The sequence below is a fragment of the Candidatus Profftella armatura (Diaphorina cf. continua) genome, assembly GCF_016593155.1.
Taxonomy (GTDB): Bacteria; Pseudomonadota; Gammaproteobacteria; order Burkholderiales; family Burkholderiaceae; genus Profftella; species Profftella armatura_A.
The window spans coordinates 408,132-426,093 of sequence record NZ_AP023215.1 but is presented as its reverse complement, the minus strand read 5'-3'; the positions used below and the strand labels follow the sequence as shown (position 1 = coordinate 426,093).

Below are 17,962 nucleotides of genomic sequence, written 5' to 3'. Positions count from 1 at the left end.
AAATATCACATAATATAAGCCTACCCCTCGATATTAGTTTCGATTATTTCGATAATTTTACTCGACATTAAAACAACAATATCATTAAGTTTTATTGAATTTCCGAATAACATATTTTCGCTAGACACAATAATATCAATTACATTTAACTCCAAATTTATTTCAGAAATAACATAAATAGTATATAAAGTACCTAAAACAAAAGTCGCTCCCACACATATCATATTTTATTTCATCCATAGAGTAACTAAATTTTATTGAAATACCACCGGTATCAAATGTAATACCTTTACCAACAAGAACTATGGGTGCTTCTTTAAATTTTTTATTCATATATTTTATTATAATTAATTTTAGAAATTCATAGATTCCATTGGTAACTGATAATAAACCACCCATATTTAATTCTATATCCATTTTATAATCATAGCTTAATTTTTTAAAAATATTTTCTAAATAAGTTGAAGTATAAATATTAGCAGATAAATTACCTAAATTTTTAGTTAATTCAATTCCCTTAGAAATCGTGAACCCAAAAGTAATAGCATTTTTCCGTCAATATAATTTTCCTCATATAAAGAAAAAATATTTTTTTAATATTAATTTTAACTAGTTCTTTTTTTACTTTTTTGCGCATCTGATTGATATAAATTATTGGAAATAATAATAATAGTTTTAATAATCAAATATGATAAATTATATTGCTTAATTGTATTAAATGGTAATGTTAATAACAAATTACTAGCGCCTATATTATAAAAAACATTCATAATAACTTGTATTATTTTTATAAAATTAAATTCTTTGATATTTTTTTTTATCACCTAAACTAATTAATAAAATACGTTTAGTATTTATTTTTTGTATATTTCTTAATTTTTATTTAAATCCCCTGATTTAAGTATATTTGTAATTTCATCATATTTATTAATATCTTTAACAATATCTAATAATTTATTGTTTTTAAAAATACCAATCACAAAACAATCTGTTTTTAAAAACATAATTGATGTCGTTGAATTAATTAATTTAACATTAAAATTCATTAATTTCTTCCTTATTTATTTAAATTAATAATTATATAAAAATTTATTATGTTTTTAACAATAAATTTATTAGATAAAATTATTAAATATTTTTGTTATTTATTTTAATGAAAATATATTAAACTTATTATTAACAAAATATTATAAATAAAATTAAAAAAATTCTTTTTAAGAAACAGGTAATTATTATTTTTGCTCATGGTTCTCGTAATATAAAATAGAAAGAATTTTTTATATTTTAAAAAACAATAAAACAACATAACCTAATTTAATAATTGAAATTATTTTTTTTAGAATTAATAACGCTAAATTTAATTACATACGTTACATAATTATATAAAAAAATATTAATAAAAAATCATAAACAAAATGTACTAAATATAAATATTCGAACCACTTTAACTATTATGAAGATAAAAAAATCTTAATAGAAATTGCAAAATATTATCTTCGTTCTTTATAAATTTATAAAAATTTAATTTTAACATAATTTTAAAGATTCCCTAATCACAATAAGAACCGATCTTTTCAAATCGAAATATTTTTTTTAAATCTAATAAATTAATCTTATAATTTATTGATTTGAAATACTATAATTTTCGACTACTATAAGACCTGGGTTGTGGGTAAAAATCCTAATTTAAACAATTTTTTAGAAGTTAAGAATATATTATCACCATCCATATTCTTTATTAATGTATCACTTATTGGAATATGTTTTAAATAATTATTTTTTAAAATAAAAGTAAATAATACGACATAGAAATGAATAATACAATACTCCGAGATACATTTTGTTTTAGTAAGTTTTTTAGATGAAGAAGCTACAACTAATACAACAGTAATACTTAGAATATTTTTCTTTAATATTATATTTTTTTAAAGTACTTAATTCCTAATTAGTACAATCAAATAACATTGGATTCCCTTTTTTTTAATTTTTTTTAAATATACTACTTTATATTTAAAGGCGTATTTAATAAAAAGACAATTAATTATATATGTGCAATAAAATGTTTTTTAAAACATATTCTAATAAAAAACATATTTAGCCTGAGAGCTATAGTATTAATAATTCATTAGTTTATAATATCGTATCTGCCTTTTTCAATAAACACGCTCCTTTTCCCGTGCAGTAAAATCAAATTATACCTATAAAGAATTATTTTATATAAATATTAAATTTTATGTAAAATCATAATATAATAATTCCAGAGAACACTGTTTTAAAAGTAATTTCATTAATTAAAATAAATAAACTAGTGCTTCTGATATTAGTATTAATTGATCTTAATAAATACAGTCTCTTAAAGGAAAAAAGAAGTATATTACTACGTGAAATACCTAAATATTTTTTTATAATTAAAATCAAGGATTGTTCAATTACCACTATATCACATGATTTATTTAGAATTTGAATATTTTAAACAATTTTTTTTCTTCTTGGTTCTACTATTAAATAATCATTTTTTCAAATTACACCAAATTCAACTCGCCCCATATAATCTCTAAAATCTTTAACTACATAATCGTTATAACGAACTAATAATTGCACAGAAAAACATAATGGTTTTTTTTATCTATTTTTTTTATTTGTATTTAAATATTCTAATAATGATAATAAGATTAACGTTGAACCATGATACCATGAATATTATTACTTTCTATAATTATATTATAACCATTTAAATTTGAAATTGGAATAGTATTAATGCTTTATAAATTAATCTCTTTTACAAATTTTTTATAAACATAAATTATACGTTTATAAAAAATTTGATTTTAATTTATAAAATCTATTATATGCTTAATTTTAAGTAAATACGCAAGGAATTGAATGATGCTTAAATTTAAGTTATAAATATTAGTATTAAATTTTATTTTTAATATATCAATAAGAATACGTGATGCTCCCGTAATTATATTTCGTGTATATTATTCGTATCCCTACCCCTACGTATATCAACTATAATATTTTTTTTAATATAGTAAAATAACGATACGCAACATTAATTATTATACTTTTTATTCGCACTCAGATTCTAAATTATTAGTTAAAAATGATAAATCTATATCATGACCACTTATTATGCGTTTTTTATTTTATACGAGACATGGTATTTAATTAATTAATAAAAATATTTTTACTATCAAATAAAAATCGACCAATTAATATGATTTTACCATCATCAATAAAACCGACTGTAATAAAGCGTAATAAACTATGTTTTTTAAAAACATTTTGTTTTTTTTTGGTGCTTTTAAATTCATATTATATATTAATTTATATAAATTTATTAATAAATTGGAAAAAAACGTATATTTTCTCCGAAATAAACTCAAATATTATATAAATTCCATAACTCTGTACGTTGAGATTTTGTTTCTAAGAGAATAAAATTGCGCGAAATTTCGAAAATCAATATCGGGTTTACGTAATCTATAACAGCTCCCCCTCCACTGATCCAACAATTAATGTCTTACCAAGTTTTAAATACAGTTATCTCTAAATGAAATTACTTCTGAAAAATTATACCCGGTATCAATATGAACTATTGGAAATAGAAAATAACTAGATCTAAATACTTTTTCCGCTAAACGTAATAATACTACTGATTTTTTTCTCCCAAAAAAAGTAATACTGGATTATTACACTTAAAAGAGACTTCTTTCATAGTATGAATATTTTCAAATTCTAATTAATTAAGATATAAATTATTTTAAATAATTTTGATAAAAAGTATCATTTTCAAAATTATTTATTTTAATCCTTATATTTATAAAACAAACCTAAATTCCTTTTTGTAACTTTCCGGAACAAATATATCCATTTTCTCAATGGGAGGCGAGTACATGCCAATAACTAATAGATGAAGTATTATTATAATAGAACATTATAGGTATTAATATAATTCCAAATATGCTTTTCCAACCAATTAATAATGATTTTACTTTGCGTATATAACAACTTTTTTTCGTATTTGAATGCTATCATAAAATGTATTTATATCATTTTTAAGAATACAATTCTTAACTTTAGTATATAAAGGATAATATACTATAATTTTATATTTATAAGTTAAATAAATTTTATTAAGTATATAAAATGTTTTAGTATATATACGACCAGTATTTAATGTAAAAATATTAATATTAAAATTATTACGAAGAATTAAATCTTTTAATACTATAATATTTTCTACAGTTAAACTTGATACAAAAATAACCGATTTATAATCTGTAATAATATTATTTAAAACATTTAACAGTTTTAAAAAAAAATTAAATCTCAGATTTTCATAAAATTAAAGTAAATAATTACTTATGAAAAAAAATAATTTACTCGTCGAAATAACGATATTTTTTTATAAACAGATAATTGATATTTTTTTAAAAATATATTTAAACCATGTAATACAAAATAAATACTTTTATCATGACGTATATGAATCTATAATAAATGAATTAAAATCAATGACATATAATAAATGAATGAAAATTAACTATCTTCATATAAAAAATGATTTTGTAATATATCCATCTATCGCACAAAGTTCTTCGGTATAATTAATTTTATACGTAAATTATATGTAATTGAAAAACCTCTACTATTAGTAAATTTTATAAAATTAATTTTAATTACTTTAAATTGTTTCGGTTTTTTTAAAAAACATTTAAGTTCTTCTGAATATTCATTGCTATTAATCCAAATACTAAGATTAAAATTATTATCAAAATTAAATTTTAAATATTTTTTCAAAAATATAAAATAGAGCTATAACATGATCTTCTAAAAAATTTACATTTTCTTTTTTACGGTCATTTTCATAAAATATCTTCCAATAATCATTAACAATAACATTATTTTTAATAATTTTACGCATCAAATAATAATTCCTACGTGTTTCACGGTATTTATAAAATATTTATTTTTTATTCGATACTGTAAATAACTTATAAAATACGATGGATAATATTTGAAGCTTAATTGCATAAAAAAACAGTCTAATTATTTTTCCGATACTAAGTTTTTCCCTAAGAACCGCCAATTAATATTTGAAATATTCATTTCTATCTTTATCTAAACCAAGATATAGTACCCACAAGAATTAATATATCCAAAAATATTTAATGAAATTTTTCTAATATCATTTTGATAATCTTTGTTAAAACATTTTATAATATTTTTTTTATTTGAGGTAATTTAATAGAATTAGATAGTAAAAAAAATCTTTACCAGGACAACATATAATATTAGTTAATAAATTAATATTTAATTTACTTATTAATATCATATTTATCATAATGATACATCTAATTTTCCTAAATAACATTGATATTATATGATAATATAATACTTATCTATACCATAAAAAATAATAATAAGATATAATTTACAATATTTAAAATTATAATATAATTTCTTTTTATTCTAAAAGATTAGTATTTATTTGCTTATAATAATAAAAATTACAATTTATTGGTTAAAAAATAAGAAAAAATATATATTTAAATTTTATTTTTATAAAGTACAGAGAAAATATGCGATGAATCTTCATCAATTCCGTTTCGTACGAGAAGCTGTGCGACAAAATTTTAATTTAACAGAAGCAGCTAAAGCTTTATATACTTCCCAACCCGGTGTATCAAAAGCAATTATTGAACTTGAAGAAGAATTAAGTATCGATATTTTTACGCGTCATGGCAAAAGAATTCGCGGACTTACAAAGCCTGGTCAAGCTATATTACGTTCAGTTGAAATAATTATGCAAGAAATAGAAGGTTTAAAAAAAATAGGTAAAGAATTTTCTATGCATGATACTGGAAATTTAACTATTGCAACTACTCACACGCAAGCGCGTTATGCATTACCTAAAATCGTAAAAGAATTTACTATTCAATTTCCAAAAGTTAAATTATCTTTATTACAAGGTAATCCTAAACAAATTGCAGAAATGATACAAAACGATCAAGCTGATATCGCAATTGCCACTGAAATATTACCTCCTAATGATAAATTAATTTCTATACCTTGTTATCAATGGGGATATATTATTATAGTACCATTAGATCATCCTTTGCTTTTATTAAATTCTATTTCTTTAAAAGAAATATCAAATTATCCATTAATAACATATGATTCAGCATTTTCTGGTAGAATCAAACTTGATCGTGAATTTTTTCTACAAAAACTTACCCCCCATATTATTCTAGAAACAATAAATGCTGATATTATTAAAACATATGTTGAGCTGCGTATAGGTATTGGTATTATTGCTAGCATAGCATTTGATTCTAATCGCGATAAAAATATTCGTTCAATTTCAGCTAATCATTTATTTGGGACTACTGTATCACGCGTAATAATTAAACAAGGCACTTATTTGCCTGGCTATGTTTATTCTTTTATAAAATTATTATCCCCTACATTAAATAGAAAATTAATCAATAAAATTATAGATAATTAATAATTTATATATTTATATAAAATTATTTATATAAAATATTAATTAAAAATAATTTTATACGATATTAATTCAATTCATTTTATTTTTATAAACTTATACAAATTATCTAAAAATTTTATTTATATAATTATTAATTTTTTAAATAAATTAATTAATAAAGAATTATTTAAAAAAAATTTTTAATTAGTTCATATAATTTTGATAAATTATATTTTTATATAAAAATATATTTAAATAAAAAATTTTTTATTATTAATTTAATAAAAAATAAAATATAATTTTTCAGAGTTACTTTATATATTTTTTATTTTTGAGGTTTTTATGTCATATGATGAAGAAACTCTGAAGTATATAACTACCTGTAATTTACCAACACCTTGGGCTACTTTTCAATTACATGCATTTGTTGATACAACAGGAAAAGAACATTTAGCAATTACACTAGGCGTTTTAAATAATTTTGAAACAATACTTATAAGAATTCATTCAGAATGTTTAACTGGAGACGCTATGTTTAGTCAACGTTGTGATTGTGGCGCTCAATTAGAAACAGCATTAAAAAAAATTGCTTTAGAAAATAAAGGTGTATTATTTTATTTAAGACAAGAAGGAAGAGGTATTGGTTTAATTAATAAATTACGAGCTTATAAATTACAAGACGAAGGAGCTGATACAGTAGAAGCTAATCAAAAATTAGGATTTGCGGATGATCAAAGAAATTATAAAAATCTTAAATCAATGTTCGATCACTTTGGTATAAATAAAGTTCGATTGATGACCAATAATCCTAATAAAGTCGCTGCTTTGAAAGAATTTGGTGTCACTGTAGTTGAGCGTATATCTATTTTAGTAAACAGAAATCCTTTTAATAATCACTACCTAAATACAAAAGCTAAAAAATTAGGACATTTTATAATGACACACAAAAATAAAAATTTTTCCTAAAATTAACGAAAAAATAATTTTAATAATAAAAATTTTAATTTACGTTGGCGCTGGCTGTAGGACTTGAACCTACTACCCCCTGATTACAAGTCAGGCGCTCTACCAGATGAGCTAAGCCAGCATTATATTATTTAATATTTTTAAAAAATCTGAAATTTATTACTAAAATTATTATTTGTACTAATATTTTTATTATTAAACATTAAAATTTGTGAAATATATAATTATTTTTTTTGATAATATTGAATTTTTTTTAATTTATAAAATTTTAAATATTGCGCCTTATTTTATTTATTTTCCTTGAAATAAATTATGTTTATATAAACAACTGATATAAATATTTTTTCAATAAAACCATTAAAATATGCATTAAAAGAAATTAAATTTTTATTTAAATTAATTTATTAATCGCTTCACGAGTAATATTTAATATAATTTTTTCATTAAAACAAATTATTAAAACAAATTTCAATGAACATTTTTATTTGAATTAATTTTTACCATAATAATATATTATTTTCAATAATACACTAATCATACATTTTTTGTATCTATTATACAACTTAACAGAGATATCTAATAAATTTAAATCTCTAACATAACAAAAATATTATTAAATAATATATTATAAACTGATATTTTAAAAATACAAAAAATAAAATAGTTTACAAAAAATATTTTTATTATTAATAAAATAACTCAAAAATTATTTACGCATAATTTTTTCTGCTGGAGTTAAAGATTCCATATAAGATGGACGAGAGAAAATTCGTTCAGCATATTTCATTAAAGGAGAAGCAGATTTTGATAAATTAATACCATAATAATCAAGACGCCATAATAAAGGGGCTATGACTACATCTAACATTGAAAATTCATCACCTAACATATATTTATTTTTTAAAAATAATGGAGCCAAAGTAATTAAACGATCACGAATCTCTTCACGTGCTCTTTTATAAAATTTAATAGAAGTTTTATTTTTTTCATTTTCCAGTATATATAAATGAGTAAATATTTCTTTTTCAAAATTTAATAACATCAATCGCGCCCTAGCTCTCATTAATGGATCAGATGACATTAATTGAGGATAAGGAAAACGTTCATCAATATATTCATTAATAATATTTGACTCATATAAAATTAGATCACGCTCAACTAATATAGGTACTTGACCATATGGATTCATCCTAAAAATATTCTCTGGTTTATTAAAAAGATCAATATCACGAATCTCAAAATCCATACCTTTCTCAAATAAAACTAAACGACATCTCTGAGAAAATGGACAAGTTGTACCTGAATATAAAACCATCATATTTTTATACCCCAATAAATAAAATTTATATAAATATTTACTAGTAAATAGTAATATAAGAAATTTTTTAAAAAAATTTAATTATATTAATAAATTTAATTTAAATTATTAATTTTAATCTATATTAAGTGTATAATAAAATCGTTTAATTTTAAATAGAATTTAAATTATTATCAATAAATTTAATTTTTAAATAAATATTTTTTAAAATACAAATTTTACACATATTTATACTATGAGAACACATTATTGCGGAAATATCACAGAAAAATTACTTAACCAGGTTATTAGTTTATGTGGATGGGTACATCGACAACGCAATCACGGTGGAATCATTTTTATAGATTTACGTGATTATACGGGATTAGTGCAGATAGTTTGCGACCCTAATTATATAAAAATATCTAAAATTTCTAAAATAATTCGTAGTGAATTTTGTTTACAAATTATTGGAAAAGTGCGTAAAAGACCTAATAAAACTAATAATACTAATTTAATATCTGGAAATATTGAAATATTATGTAGAAAATTAAAAATATTAAATTCCTCAGTAACTCTTCCATTTCAAATAGACGAAGAAAATATATTAGAAGTTACTAATTTAAAATATCGTGTACTTTATTTGCGTTATAAACATATGCAAAAAAATTTACGATTACGACACAAAGTAACAATGGAAATAAGAAAATTTTTAGATTCTAAAAAATTTATTGAGATTGAAACCCCTATATTAGGTAAATCAACACCAGAGGGTGCGCGTGATTATTTAGTTCCATCACGCATCAATCCAGGAAAATTTTTTGCTCTTCCGCAATCACCCCAATTATTCAAACAATTATTAATGATTGCAAATTTTGATCGTTATTATCAAATTACAAAATGTTTTCGTGATGAAGATTTAAGATCTGATCGTCAACCAGAATTTACGCAAATTGATTGTGAAGTTTCATTTATGAATGAAGAAGAAATACGTAGTTTATTTGAAAACATGATTCGTGTTATTTTTGATAAAACACTTAATATTAAATTACCAAATCCATTTCCTATTATTGAATGGTCTACTGCTATAAAATTATACGGATCAGATAAACCAGACACGCGTATAAAATTAATTTTTACAAATTTAACAAATATAATGAAAAATGTTAATTTTAAACTCTTTTCTAAAATTGCCAACATGAAAAATGGTAAAATAATTGGTTTAAAAATACCAGGTGGATTGGATATTTCACGAAATGAAATAGATTCTTACACACAATTTGTAAAAACTCATGGCGCAAAAGGATTAGTATACATTAAAATTCATAAAATTTCTAAAGGACTTGATGGTTTAAAATCTCCAATTATTAAATATTTTAATAACTTAACTCTAGAAAAAATTATCTATAAAACAAAAGCCCAAAATGGTGATATAATTTTTTTGGGAGCTGACGAAAAAAATATTGTTAATAATTTTATGAGTGCATTACGTATTAAAATAGGTTGCAGTGATTTTGGAAAAAAAAATAATATATTTGATAATAATTGGCGTCCTTTATGGGTAATTAATTTTCCAATGTTTAAATATGACGAAACTAATAATAATTGGATAGCAAGACACCACCCTTTTACCGCTCCAAAGGATGGGTATGAAGATTTTATTCTTACTAATCCAGAAAAAATTTTTTCTAAAGCTTATGATCTTATAATTAATGGACGAGAAATAGGAGGGGGGTCAATTCGTATTCATAATGCAAAAATACAAAAAAATATATTTAAAGTATTAAATATTAATGATGAAATCGTAAAAACTCAATTTGAATTTTTACTTAATTCTTTGAAATATGGAGCACCCCCACATGGAGGTATAGCATTTGGGTTAGATCGTTTAATTACAATAATGACAGGATCTAAATCTATTCGTGATGTAATTGCTTTCCCAAAAACTCAAAACGCACAATGTTTACTTACAAATACCCCATCTATTGTTGATAAAAAACAATTAAATGAATTAAACATTTTATATAAAAATACAAAAATTAATAAAAATCTTTATTAAATTAAATCTTAAAATAGATATATAAAATCTAATTAAAATGTTAATATTTCTTTTTCTTTATTAATTAATAATTGATCTATTTCTAAAATAAATTTATCAGTTAATTTTTGTATATTATGTTGATTTCGATACTCATCATCTATTGATAAAATTTTATTTTTAAGTAATTTTTTTAAAATTTCGTTAGAATCTCTACGTATTTTTCTAATAGAAATTTTAGTTTCTTCTGTTATATTTTTTATTAATTTAACAATTTCTTCTCTTCGTTCTTTTGTTAGAGGAGGAATTGATATATAAATCACATCATTTTGAATTGTTGGATTTAATCCTAAATTAGCTTCATTAATTGCTTTTTTTATAATAGAAGTCATTTCTTGTTCGAAGGGTTGTATACTAATAGTATGTGAATTAACTAAAATAACATTAGCAATTTTTAATAGTTTCGTTAAATTTTCATGATATTTTACTTGAATATAATCCAACATACTTATATTAGCGCGTCCAGTTCGTATTTTTTTTAAATTTTCTTTTAAAATTTTTATAGTATTTAACATTTTTTGTTCAGTATTTTTTATTATATCAATAATTGTCATAATATAAATTTCCTTAAGATTAAATTTAAATTTTCTAAAACTAAACTAATAAAAAAATAATTTTCAAATTATATAATAAAATTATACATAAACTAAAGTACCTTCATTTTTTCCTTCTATTACTCGTTTTAATGCTCCTGATTTAATAATTGAAAAAACCTTAATAGGTAATTTTTGATCACGACAAAAAGAAAATGCAGTTGAATCCATAATTTTTAATCTTTTAGAAATTACTTCATCAAAAGTAATACTTTTATAACTAATTGCAGATAAATCTTTATTTGGATCGGTATTATAAATTCCATCAACTTTAGTTGCTTTAAGTATAATTTCTGCTTTAATTTCCGCTCCTCTTAACGCAGCAGCAGTATCTGTTGTAAAAAATGGATTTCCTGTCCCTCCCGCAAAAATCACAACTTTTCCTTCTTCTAAATATTTAATTGCGTTTAAAGGAATATATGATTCTAAAAATTTTTCAATACTAATTGCCGACATTACATGAGATATAATTCCAGATTTATTTAGCATATCAAATAACGCTAAAGAATTTATAATTGTAGCCAACATTCCCATATAATCAGCAGTAGAACGATCTATACCTTGTATTTTATTTGAAATACCTCTAAAAATATTACCACCCCCAATAACAATAGCTAATTCCACTCCCAAAGAAACAATTTCAGCAATATCAGAAATCATATTTTTAATCACAGAAGAATTAATGTTATAAGAATTTCCCTTCATTAATGCTTCACCTGATAATTTAAGAAGAACACGTTTATAAATAGGTTTTATCATATAAAAATTTTTAAATAATATAATTATAAAATTTTAATAATAATTTCAAAATTAGTTATATATCTTCCCCAAGAATAAATATTGAAAAAGATTTTATAGTAATTTTATTAAATTTTAACATTTTCTCAATAGTTTGTTGATTATTTTTAATAAAAATTTGATTTAATAACGATACTTCTTTAAAAAATTTTTTCATAAAATTATCAATAATTCTAGTATTTAAATTTATAGATTTTCCTAATTGTTGCGCTTTTAATACCGCAAGAGAATATTCTTTTTCAATTATTTTTTTAGGTATTTTGTCTGAAGATAATGCAATTGGCCTCATTGCCGCAATATGCATCGCAACATCTTTTCCGGCTACCTCATTATCGCCATCATATTCCACAATAACTCCAATTTTATTTTCATGTAAATAAGAAATTAAATTACTATTTGTTTTAAACAATTTAAAACGACGTATTTTTATATTTTCACCAATACAACTAATTAATTCTTTGCGTTTTTCGTCAATAGTTAATAGATTATTTTTAATTTTTAAGTTATTAAGTTGATCTAAATTAATTGGCGAATTTTCTGTAATTAATTTAGCAATTTTTTTAGAAAAATTAATAAATTCATTATTTTTCGCCACAAAATCAGTTTCACAATTAATTTCAACTAAAGAGCCCACTTTTTTAGAAATATAAATTGCTATTACTCCTTCTTTAGCATTTCTATTTGATATATTTAATATTTTTTTACCTAATTTAATACGCAATATTTCTTCAGCTTTAGATAATTTACCATTAGCCTCTATTAATGCTTTTTTACATTCCATAATAGGAGCTAATGTTTTAAAACGTAACTCCCCAACCGCTTTGGCTGAAATTTTTATCATTATATTTTTTCCATATTTAAAAAAATTATTTAATAATCTTTAACTATTATTTATTTATTGCATTATTAATTGAATTAACGCCATCCAAAAAAGCATCAACAATTCCTTTAGTATATAATGCAATTGCTTTTGCTGAATCATCATTTCCCGGAATAACGTAATTAATTCCATCTGGAGAATGATTAGTATCAACTACGCCAATTATTGGGATATTAAGCTTTAACGCCTCAGAAACGGCTCCTTTATGATAACCAACATCAATTATAAAAATTGCATCTGGAATAATATTCATATTTTTAATACCACCAATAACTCTATTTAATTTCATTTGTTTTCTATAAAATAATAACGCTTCTTTTTTACTCAGTTTTCTAATCGAACCATTTGTAATGAATAAATCCATTTCTTCTAAGCGTTTAATTGATGTTTTTATAGTTTTAAAATTAGTTAATAAGCCACCAAGCCAACGCTGATCAATAAAAGGCATACCGGCTCGTATTGCTTCATTAGCTATAATACCTTTAGCCTGACGCTTTGTTCCGACAAATAAAATTGTACCTCGACTAAATCCTAATTGATGAATATATTTTATAGCTTTTTCATACATATAAAGAGTTTTTTCAAGATTTATGATATGAATTTTATTACGATGACCAAAAATATAAGGTGACATTTTGGGGTTCCAAAAACGAGTTTGATGCCCAAAATGAACACCAGCCTCTAACATTTGACGCATTGTAATAGACATAATGCCCTCTAAATTTAATTAATATTAGATAAATTTTTAGATATCATTCTAAGCTACATTCTAGGTTAGATTGAATTTATTTTTTATAAATAATTAAACCTTTATAAATTCTAAACTTATAAGTATATTATATTATATAAATTATTATACAAGATACATTCTTTAATATAAGAAGATATATACTTTAATTTAATAAATGATAAAATATGTACTTTATTCTATAAAAAATATACTTTTTTCTATAAAAAATATACTTTATTCTATAAAAAATATACTTTATTCTATAAAAAATATACTTTATTAAATGTAAAATATATTAACTTGATATAAAAATACAATTTTAAAATGTTAAATTTTTACATTACAATAGTTTTAAAAAATTTTAATTACTATTTAAAATATTAAATATGCATAAAATCTCAATTAAAAATGATAATGATATCAAAGGAATGCGTATAGCAGGAAAATTAAGCGCAGAAGTCTTAGATTATATTACTCCCTTTATTAAACCAGGAATTACCACAGAAGAACTTAATAAAATTTGTCACAATTATATGGTTAATATACAATATACTATACCAGCTCCTCTAAATTATTGTCCCAAAGGGCATATACCATTTCCAAAATCAATTTGTACTTCTATTAATGATATAATTTGCCATGGTATACCTGGAAATAAAATTCTTAAAAAAGGGGATATTTTAAATATTGATATTACTGTTATTAAAAATGGTTATTATGGCGATACCAGTCGAATGTTTTATGTTGGAGAACCATCATTAAAAGCAAAACGTTTAAGTAATATTGCTTTTGAATGCATGTGGATTGGGATTGTAAAAATTAAACCAGGAGTACATTTAGGTGACATAGGATATGCAATCCAAAAACACGCAGAAAAATCTGGATATAGTGTAGTACGTGAATTTTGTGGACATGGAATTGGAAAAAATTTTCACGAAGAACCAAGGGTTATGAATTATGGTATTCCTGGAACATTAGAAAAATTAAAAACTGGAATGATATTTACAGTGGAACCCATGATTAATGCAGGAAAAAGAGAAATAAAAGAAATGAGTGATGGATGGACCATTCGAACTAAAGACAGAAGTCTTTCAGCGCAATGGGAACATACTATATTAGTTACTAAAAATGGTTTTGAAGTTTTAACAATATCTCCCAATATGCCTTCTCCTCCTAAATTTATTATAAATACCTAAATATTTACTATAAAATATGGTAATTTTTGAAATACTAATAATAGTCTATGAACTGAATTAATATAAATTTTTTTTTTATTTTGTATATAATCAAGTTTAACCTTAACAAGACAATTAATTTTATTATCTTCTATTTTTACAGTGTTAACAATTTTTCCACAAGGTTTTATTGAATTTTCTTCAGAAAAAATATTAACACCTGGTTTAATAAAAAAAATAATATTTTTATTTTCATTAGTAAAATTAATTACAGCTAACATCATACGATATTTTATTTTACGTAAATATTGCATACGAGCAATAATCTCTTGACCTGGATAACAACCCTTTTTAAAATCAATTCCACCAATTAATTCAAAATTAATCATTTGTGGTATAAATTTTTCTTGTGTTTCTAAAGTAATTTGAGGTATTCCGGATTGGATATCAAAAAATGACCATTCAAATGTATTGGCTACAGGAAATTTTTTAATTAATATTTCCCATATTTTAATACCAATAATATTATTTGCTGTTATCCATTGATAACGTGGAATTTCATTAAAATTAGTTATTCGTATTAAAGTTCCAAATACATTATCAATTTTATCATAAGGTTTTTTAGGTAAATTTGGAAACCAAGTTTTTAAAAAATATGCTATTTTTTTTCCAATTAAACCAAATATAAGATGTTTATGAGTAATATCTTTGAATTTAACCTTAGAACGTAAAATGAAAATTTTTATTTTTTTTTGAAATGATGATAATAATTCATATGGAAATAAAAGTATAATTTTATTATCAATTTTCCAAAGAATCATAGTGACTAACAACTTACCTTTTGATGAACAATAACCAGCTAATTGTGTTTTTTCAGTACTTAAATACTTAACGCTATTTGTTAACTGATTATGTAAAAAAGAAGCAGCATCATGACCACTAAACTCCAATAATCCCAAATTAGTTAAAGGAACAAAAAAATTTTTAATATTATTTTTAATGCATATAGAAAATAGTTGATTTTGTAAAAAAATCCAATTTTTATTGAAGAATATATTTTTTTTCATAAATTTAATTTACCTTTTTAAAATTATTAATAACAAAAAATTTTTTATCAAATTTATTAATTTCTATTTTATTAAAAAATTTTATACAGTATAATCTATTTAAAAATTTAAATTTATTAAATAAAAAATATTGGAACTAATTTTTTATTTAATAAATTTTTAAAGAAATTAAAAAATATTTCTAAAATTTTATAAAAAAATGAAGATTAAATATAATTACCAATTTTTTTCTAAATTTATTACTTTTGAAGGCATTGATGGATCAGGAAAATCGACACATATCAAATATATTATAAAATTATTAAAAACATTTAATATAAATGTAATTTTTACAAGAGAACCTGGGGGAACTCCCTTGGGAGAGATATTACGTAATTTATTATTACATAAACCAATGCATCCGGAAACAGAGACATTGTTAATGTTTGCCGCAAGACGTGAGCATATCGCAAAGGTAATTAAACCGGCATTAAAAAAAGGCATATGTGTTATTTCGGATCGTTTTACTGATTCAAGTTTTGCGTATCAAGGAGGAGGGCGTAAAATTTTACGAAATAAAATTAAAATACTAGAAAAATGGGTTCATCCAGATATAAAGCCAGATTTAACATTATTATTTGATTTGCCTTTAGAGATAGCAAAAAAAAGGTTAAGTATAACAAAATCTTTAGATAAATTTGAGGTAAAAAAAAATGATTTTTTTAATTCTGTGCGAACAGAATATTTACGTCTCGCAAAAAAATTTCCTATACGTTTTAGAATAATTAACTCAAATGAATCTATTATAAAAATTGAAAATCAATTGAAAAAATTTTTATTATCTTTTCTTCATAAGAATAATATATAATGACAAATAACGCACTTTATCCTTGGCAATATGATAGTTGGGAAAAATTACAAAAATTAAGATTATCCTTACCTCATGCTATATTATTTTATGGGGCAAAAGGAATTGGAAAAAAATATTTAATAGATATTTTTATACAATCATTATTATGTGAAAATTTTGATAAAAATAATTATATTTGCGAAAAATGTAATTCTTGCATCTGGTTTTTAAAAAAAAATCACCCAGATTTCAGGTATGTACATCCAGAAATATTTGAACAATCATTATTAGATAATGATAAAAAAAATAAAAATTTAAATAATCACTCTAAGGAAATTAAAATTGATCAAATTAGAGAATTAGCAAATTTTATAAATACTTCTAGTCATTATTCTAAAATACGTATTGTTTTATTATACCCGGCAGATACATTGAATCATAATGCAGCTAATGCATTATTAAAAATGTTAGAAGAACCTCCTTTGAATAGTTTTTTTATTCTTTTATGTAATAAAATTGATAACCTATTAAAGACTATTTTATCTAGATGCTATAAATTTATATTAAAATCACCTAATAAAAATGAATCATTAGAATGGCTTAAGCAAAAAAATATTTCTAATCCTGATATTTTATTATCTGAACAAGGCGGAGGACCATTAATAGTATTTAATAATACAAAAAACAAAAAATATGATTTATTACTTAATAAATTAAAAGAATTTTTGATAAAATCAGATATAGAATACGCATTAAATATTTCCGAAAAACTACAAAAAATACCTATTCTTATAATTTTTGAATTGATTCAACGATGGATATATGATTTATTTTTATTAAAAATAACTAATATTAATCGTTATTACCCTCATTATAAAAATAAATTAAATCAATTAGCTAAAAAAACTGATCAATATAGACTGTTATATGTTTTAAAAAAATTTAATGAAAAACGATTAATTATAAATAATTCATTTTCATCAAATCTTTTAATAAAAGATATATTAATAACTTATATTGAGCTTTTTTATTAATT

At 21.9% G+C, this 17,962-nt stretch carries 18 protein-coding genes and 1 tRNA gene; 6 read left to right on the top strand and 13 right to left on the bottom strand.

Annotation, left to right across the window (positions count from 1 at the left end; genetic code table 11):
- Window positions 1-20: 20 nt before the first annotated feature.
- From JIC14_RS02070 to JIC14_RS01785, 6 genes are all read right to left on the bottom strand, one after another.
- Window positions 21-224 (bottom strand): hypothetical protein, encoded by a 204-nt coding sequence (locus JIC14_RS02070; protein WP_201329732.1) that lies wholly within the window; start codon window positions 222-224, stop codon window positions 21-23.
- Window positions 163-447, bottom strand: a complete 285-nt coding sequence (locus tag JIC14_RS02130) for a hypothetical protein (protein ID WP_425305469.1) — start codon at window positions 445-447, stop codon at window positions 163-165. Before JIC14_RS02130 ends, JIC14_RS02070 begins: the two co-directional genes overlap by 62 nt.
- A gap of 158 nt (window positions 448-605) precedes the next feature.
- Complete coding sequence (locus tag JIC14_RS01805; RefSeq protein WP_201329731.1) at window positions 606-824, bottom strand: hypothetical protein; 219 nt, start codon at window positions 822-824, stop codon at window positions 606-608.
- A gap of 48 nt (window positions 825-872) precedes the next feature.
- Entirely contained in the window at window positions 873-1,046 is a 174-nt protein-coding gene (locus JIC14_RS01800) for a hypothetical protein (protein WP_201329730.1), read from the bottom strand.
- A gap of 2,490 nt (window positions 1,047-3,536) precedes the next feature.
- Window positions 3,537-3,686 carry a phosphoadenosine phosphosulfate reductase family protein gene (locus JIC14_RS01795; protein ID WP_236584514.1) on the bottom strand — a complete coding sequence of 50 codons (150 nt, stop codon included), beginning with the start codon at window positions 3,684-3,686 and terminating at the stop codon, window positions 3,537-3,539.
- Between the two features lie 1,097 nt (window positions 3,687-4,783).
- Window positions 4,784-4,930, bottom strand: coding sequence for a hypothetical protein (locus JIC14_RS01785; protein ID WP_201329728.1), 147 nt, complete (start codon window positions 4,928-4,930; stop codon window positions 4,784-4,786).
- A 663-nt stretch (window positions 4,931-5,593) separates the two neighbouring features.
- On the opposite strand from JIC14_RS01785, the gene JIC14_RS01780 reads away from it, so the two are divergent.
- Window positions 5,594-6,514, top strand: a complete 921-nt coding sequence (locus tag JIC14_RS01780; protein WP_201329727.1) for a CysB family HTH-type transcriptional regulator — start codon at window positions 5,594-5,596, stop codon at window positions 6,512-6,514.
- Window positions 6,515-6,835: 321 nt separating this feature from the next.
- Window positions 6,836-7,459 (top strand): GTP cyclohydrolase II, encoded by a 624-nt coding sequence (ribA, locus tag JIC14_RS01775; RefSeq protein WP_201329726.1) that lies wholly within the window; start codon window positions 6,836-6,838, stop codon window positions 7,457-7,459.
- 45 nt (window positions 7,460-7,504) lie between these two features.
- Here ribA and JIC14_RS01770 read toward each other — a convergent pair.
- Both JIC14_RS01770 and JIC14_RS01765 read right to left on the bottom strand, forming a co-directional pair.
- A tRNA-Thr gene (locus JIC14_RS01770) sits at window positions 7,505-7,580 on the bottom strand.
- Between the two features lie 585 nt (window positions 7,581-8,165).
- Complete coding sequence (locus JIC14_RS01765) at window positions 8,166-8,777, bottom strand: glutathione S-transferase N-terminal domain-containing protein (protein ID WP_201329725.1); 612 nt, start codon at window positions 8,775-8,777, stop codon at window positions 8,166-8,168.
- 235 nt (window positions 8,778-9,012) lie between these two features.
- Between JIC14_RS01765 and aspS the strand changes: the two genes are divergently transcribed.
- The gene (gene aspS, locus JIC14_RS01760; RefSeq protein ID WP_201329724.1) at window positions 9,013-10,815 is read left to right on the top strand and encodes an aspartate--tRNA ligase; all 1,803 of its coding nucleotides are present in this window, start codon (window positions 9,013-9,015) and stop codon (window positions 10,813-10,815) included.
- A 32-nt stretch (window positions 10,816-10,847) separates the two neighbouring features.
- Here aspS and frr read toward each other — a convergent pair whose 3' ends face one another.
- The 4 genes from frr to rpsB form a co-directional block, all read right to left on the bottom strand.
- Window positions 10,848-11,408, bottom strand: a complete 561-nt coding sequence (frr, locus tag JIC14_RS01755) for a ribosome recycling factor (protein WP_201329723.1) — start codon at window positions 11,406-11,408, stop codon at window positions 10,848-10,850.
- 81 nt (window positions 11,409-11,489) lie between these two features.
- Window positions 11,490-12,206 carry a UMP kinase gene (pyrH, locus tag JIC14_RS01750; protein ID WP_201329722.1) on the bottom strand — a complete coding sequence of 239 codons (717 nt, stop codon included), beginning with the start codon at window positions 12,204-12,206 and terminating at the stop codon, window positions 11,490-11,492.
- 55 nt (window positions 12,207-12,261) lie between these two features.
- On the bottom strand, window positions 12,262-13,086 hold the full coding sequence (tsf, locus tag JIC14_RS01745; RefSeq protein WP_201329721.1) for a translation elongation factor Ts: 825 nt from the start codon (window positions 13,084-13,086) through the stop codon (window positions 12,262-12,264).
- 46 nt (window positions 13,087-13,132) lie between these two features.
- Complete coding sequence (gene rpsB / locus JIC14_RS01740) at window positions 13,133-13,834, bottom strand: 30S ribosomal protein S2 (RefSeq protein WP_201329720.1); 702 nt, start codon at window positions 13,832-13,834, stop codon at window positions 13,133-13,135.
- Window positions 13,835-14,241: 407 nt separating this feature from the next.
- On the opposite strand from rpsB, the gene map reads away from it, so the two are divergent.
- On the top strand, window positions 14,242-15,051 hold the full coding sequence (gene map / locus JIC14_RS01735; RefSeq protein ID WP_201329719.1) for a type I methionyl aminopeptidase: 810 nt from the start codon (window positions 14,242-14,244) through the stop codon (window positions 15,049-15,051).
- On the opposite strand, the gene JIC14_RS01730 is transcribed toward map, so the two are convergent.
- A complete protein-coding gene (locus JIC14_RS01730) occupies window positions 15,048-16,097 on the bottom strand; it encodes a YgfZ/GcvT domain-containing protein (protein WP_201329718.1) in 1,050 nt (349 codons plus the stop codon). The two genes, map and JIC14_RS01730, sit on opposite strands and share 4 nt — an antisense overlap.
- A gap of 199 nt (window positions 16,098-16,296) precedes the next feature.
- Here JIC14_RS01730 and tmk point away from each other — a divergent pair, with 199 nt between their 5' ends.
- Together tmk and JIC14_RS01720 are read left to right on the top strand one after the other, a co-directional pair.
- Complete coding sequence (gene tmk, locus JIC14_RS01725) at window positions 16,297-16,944, top strand: dTMP kinase (RefSeq protein WP_201329717.1); 648 nt, start codon at window positions 16,297-16,299, stop codon at window positions 16,942-16,944.
- A complete protein-coding gene (locus JIC14_RS01720; RefSeq protein WP_201329716.1) occupies window positions 16,944-17,960 on the top strand; it encodes a DNA polymerase III subunit delta' in 1,017 nt (338 codons plus the stop codon). Before tmk ends, JIC14_RS01720 begins: the two co-directional genes overlap by 1 nt.
- Window positions 17,961-17,962: the final 2 nt, after the last annotated feature.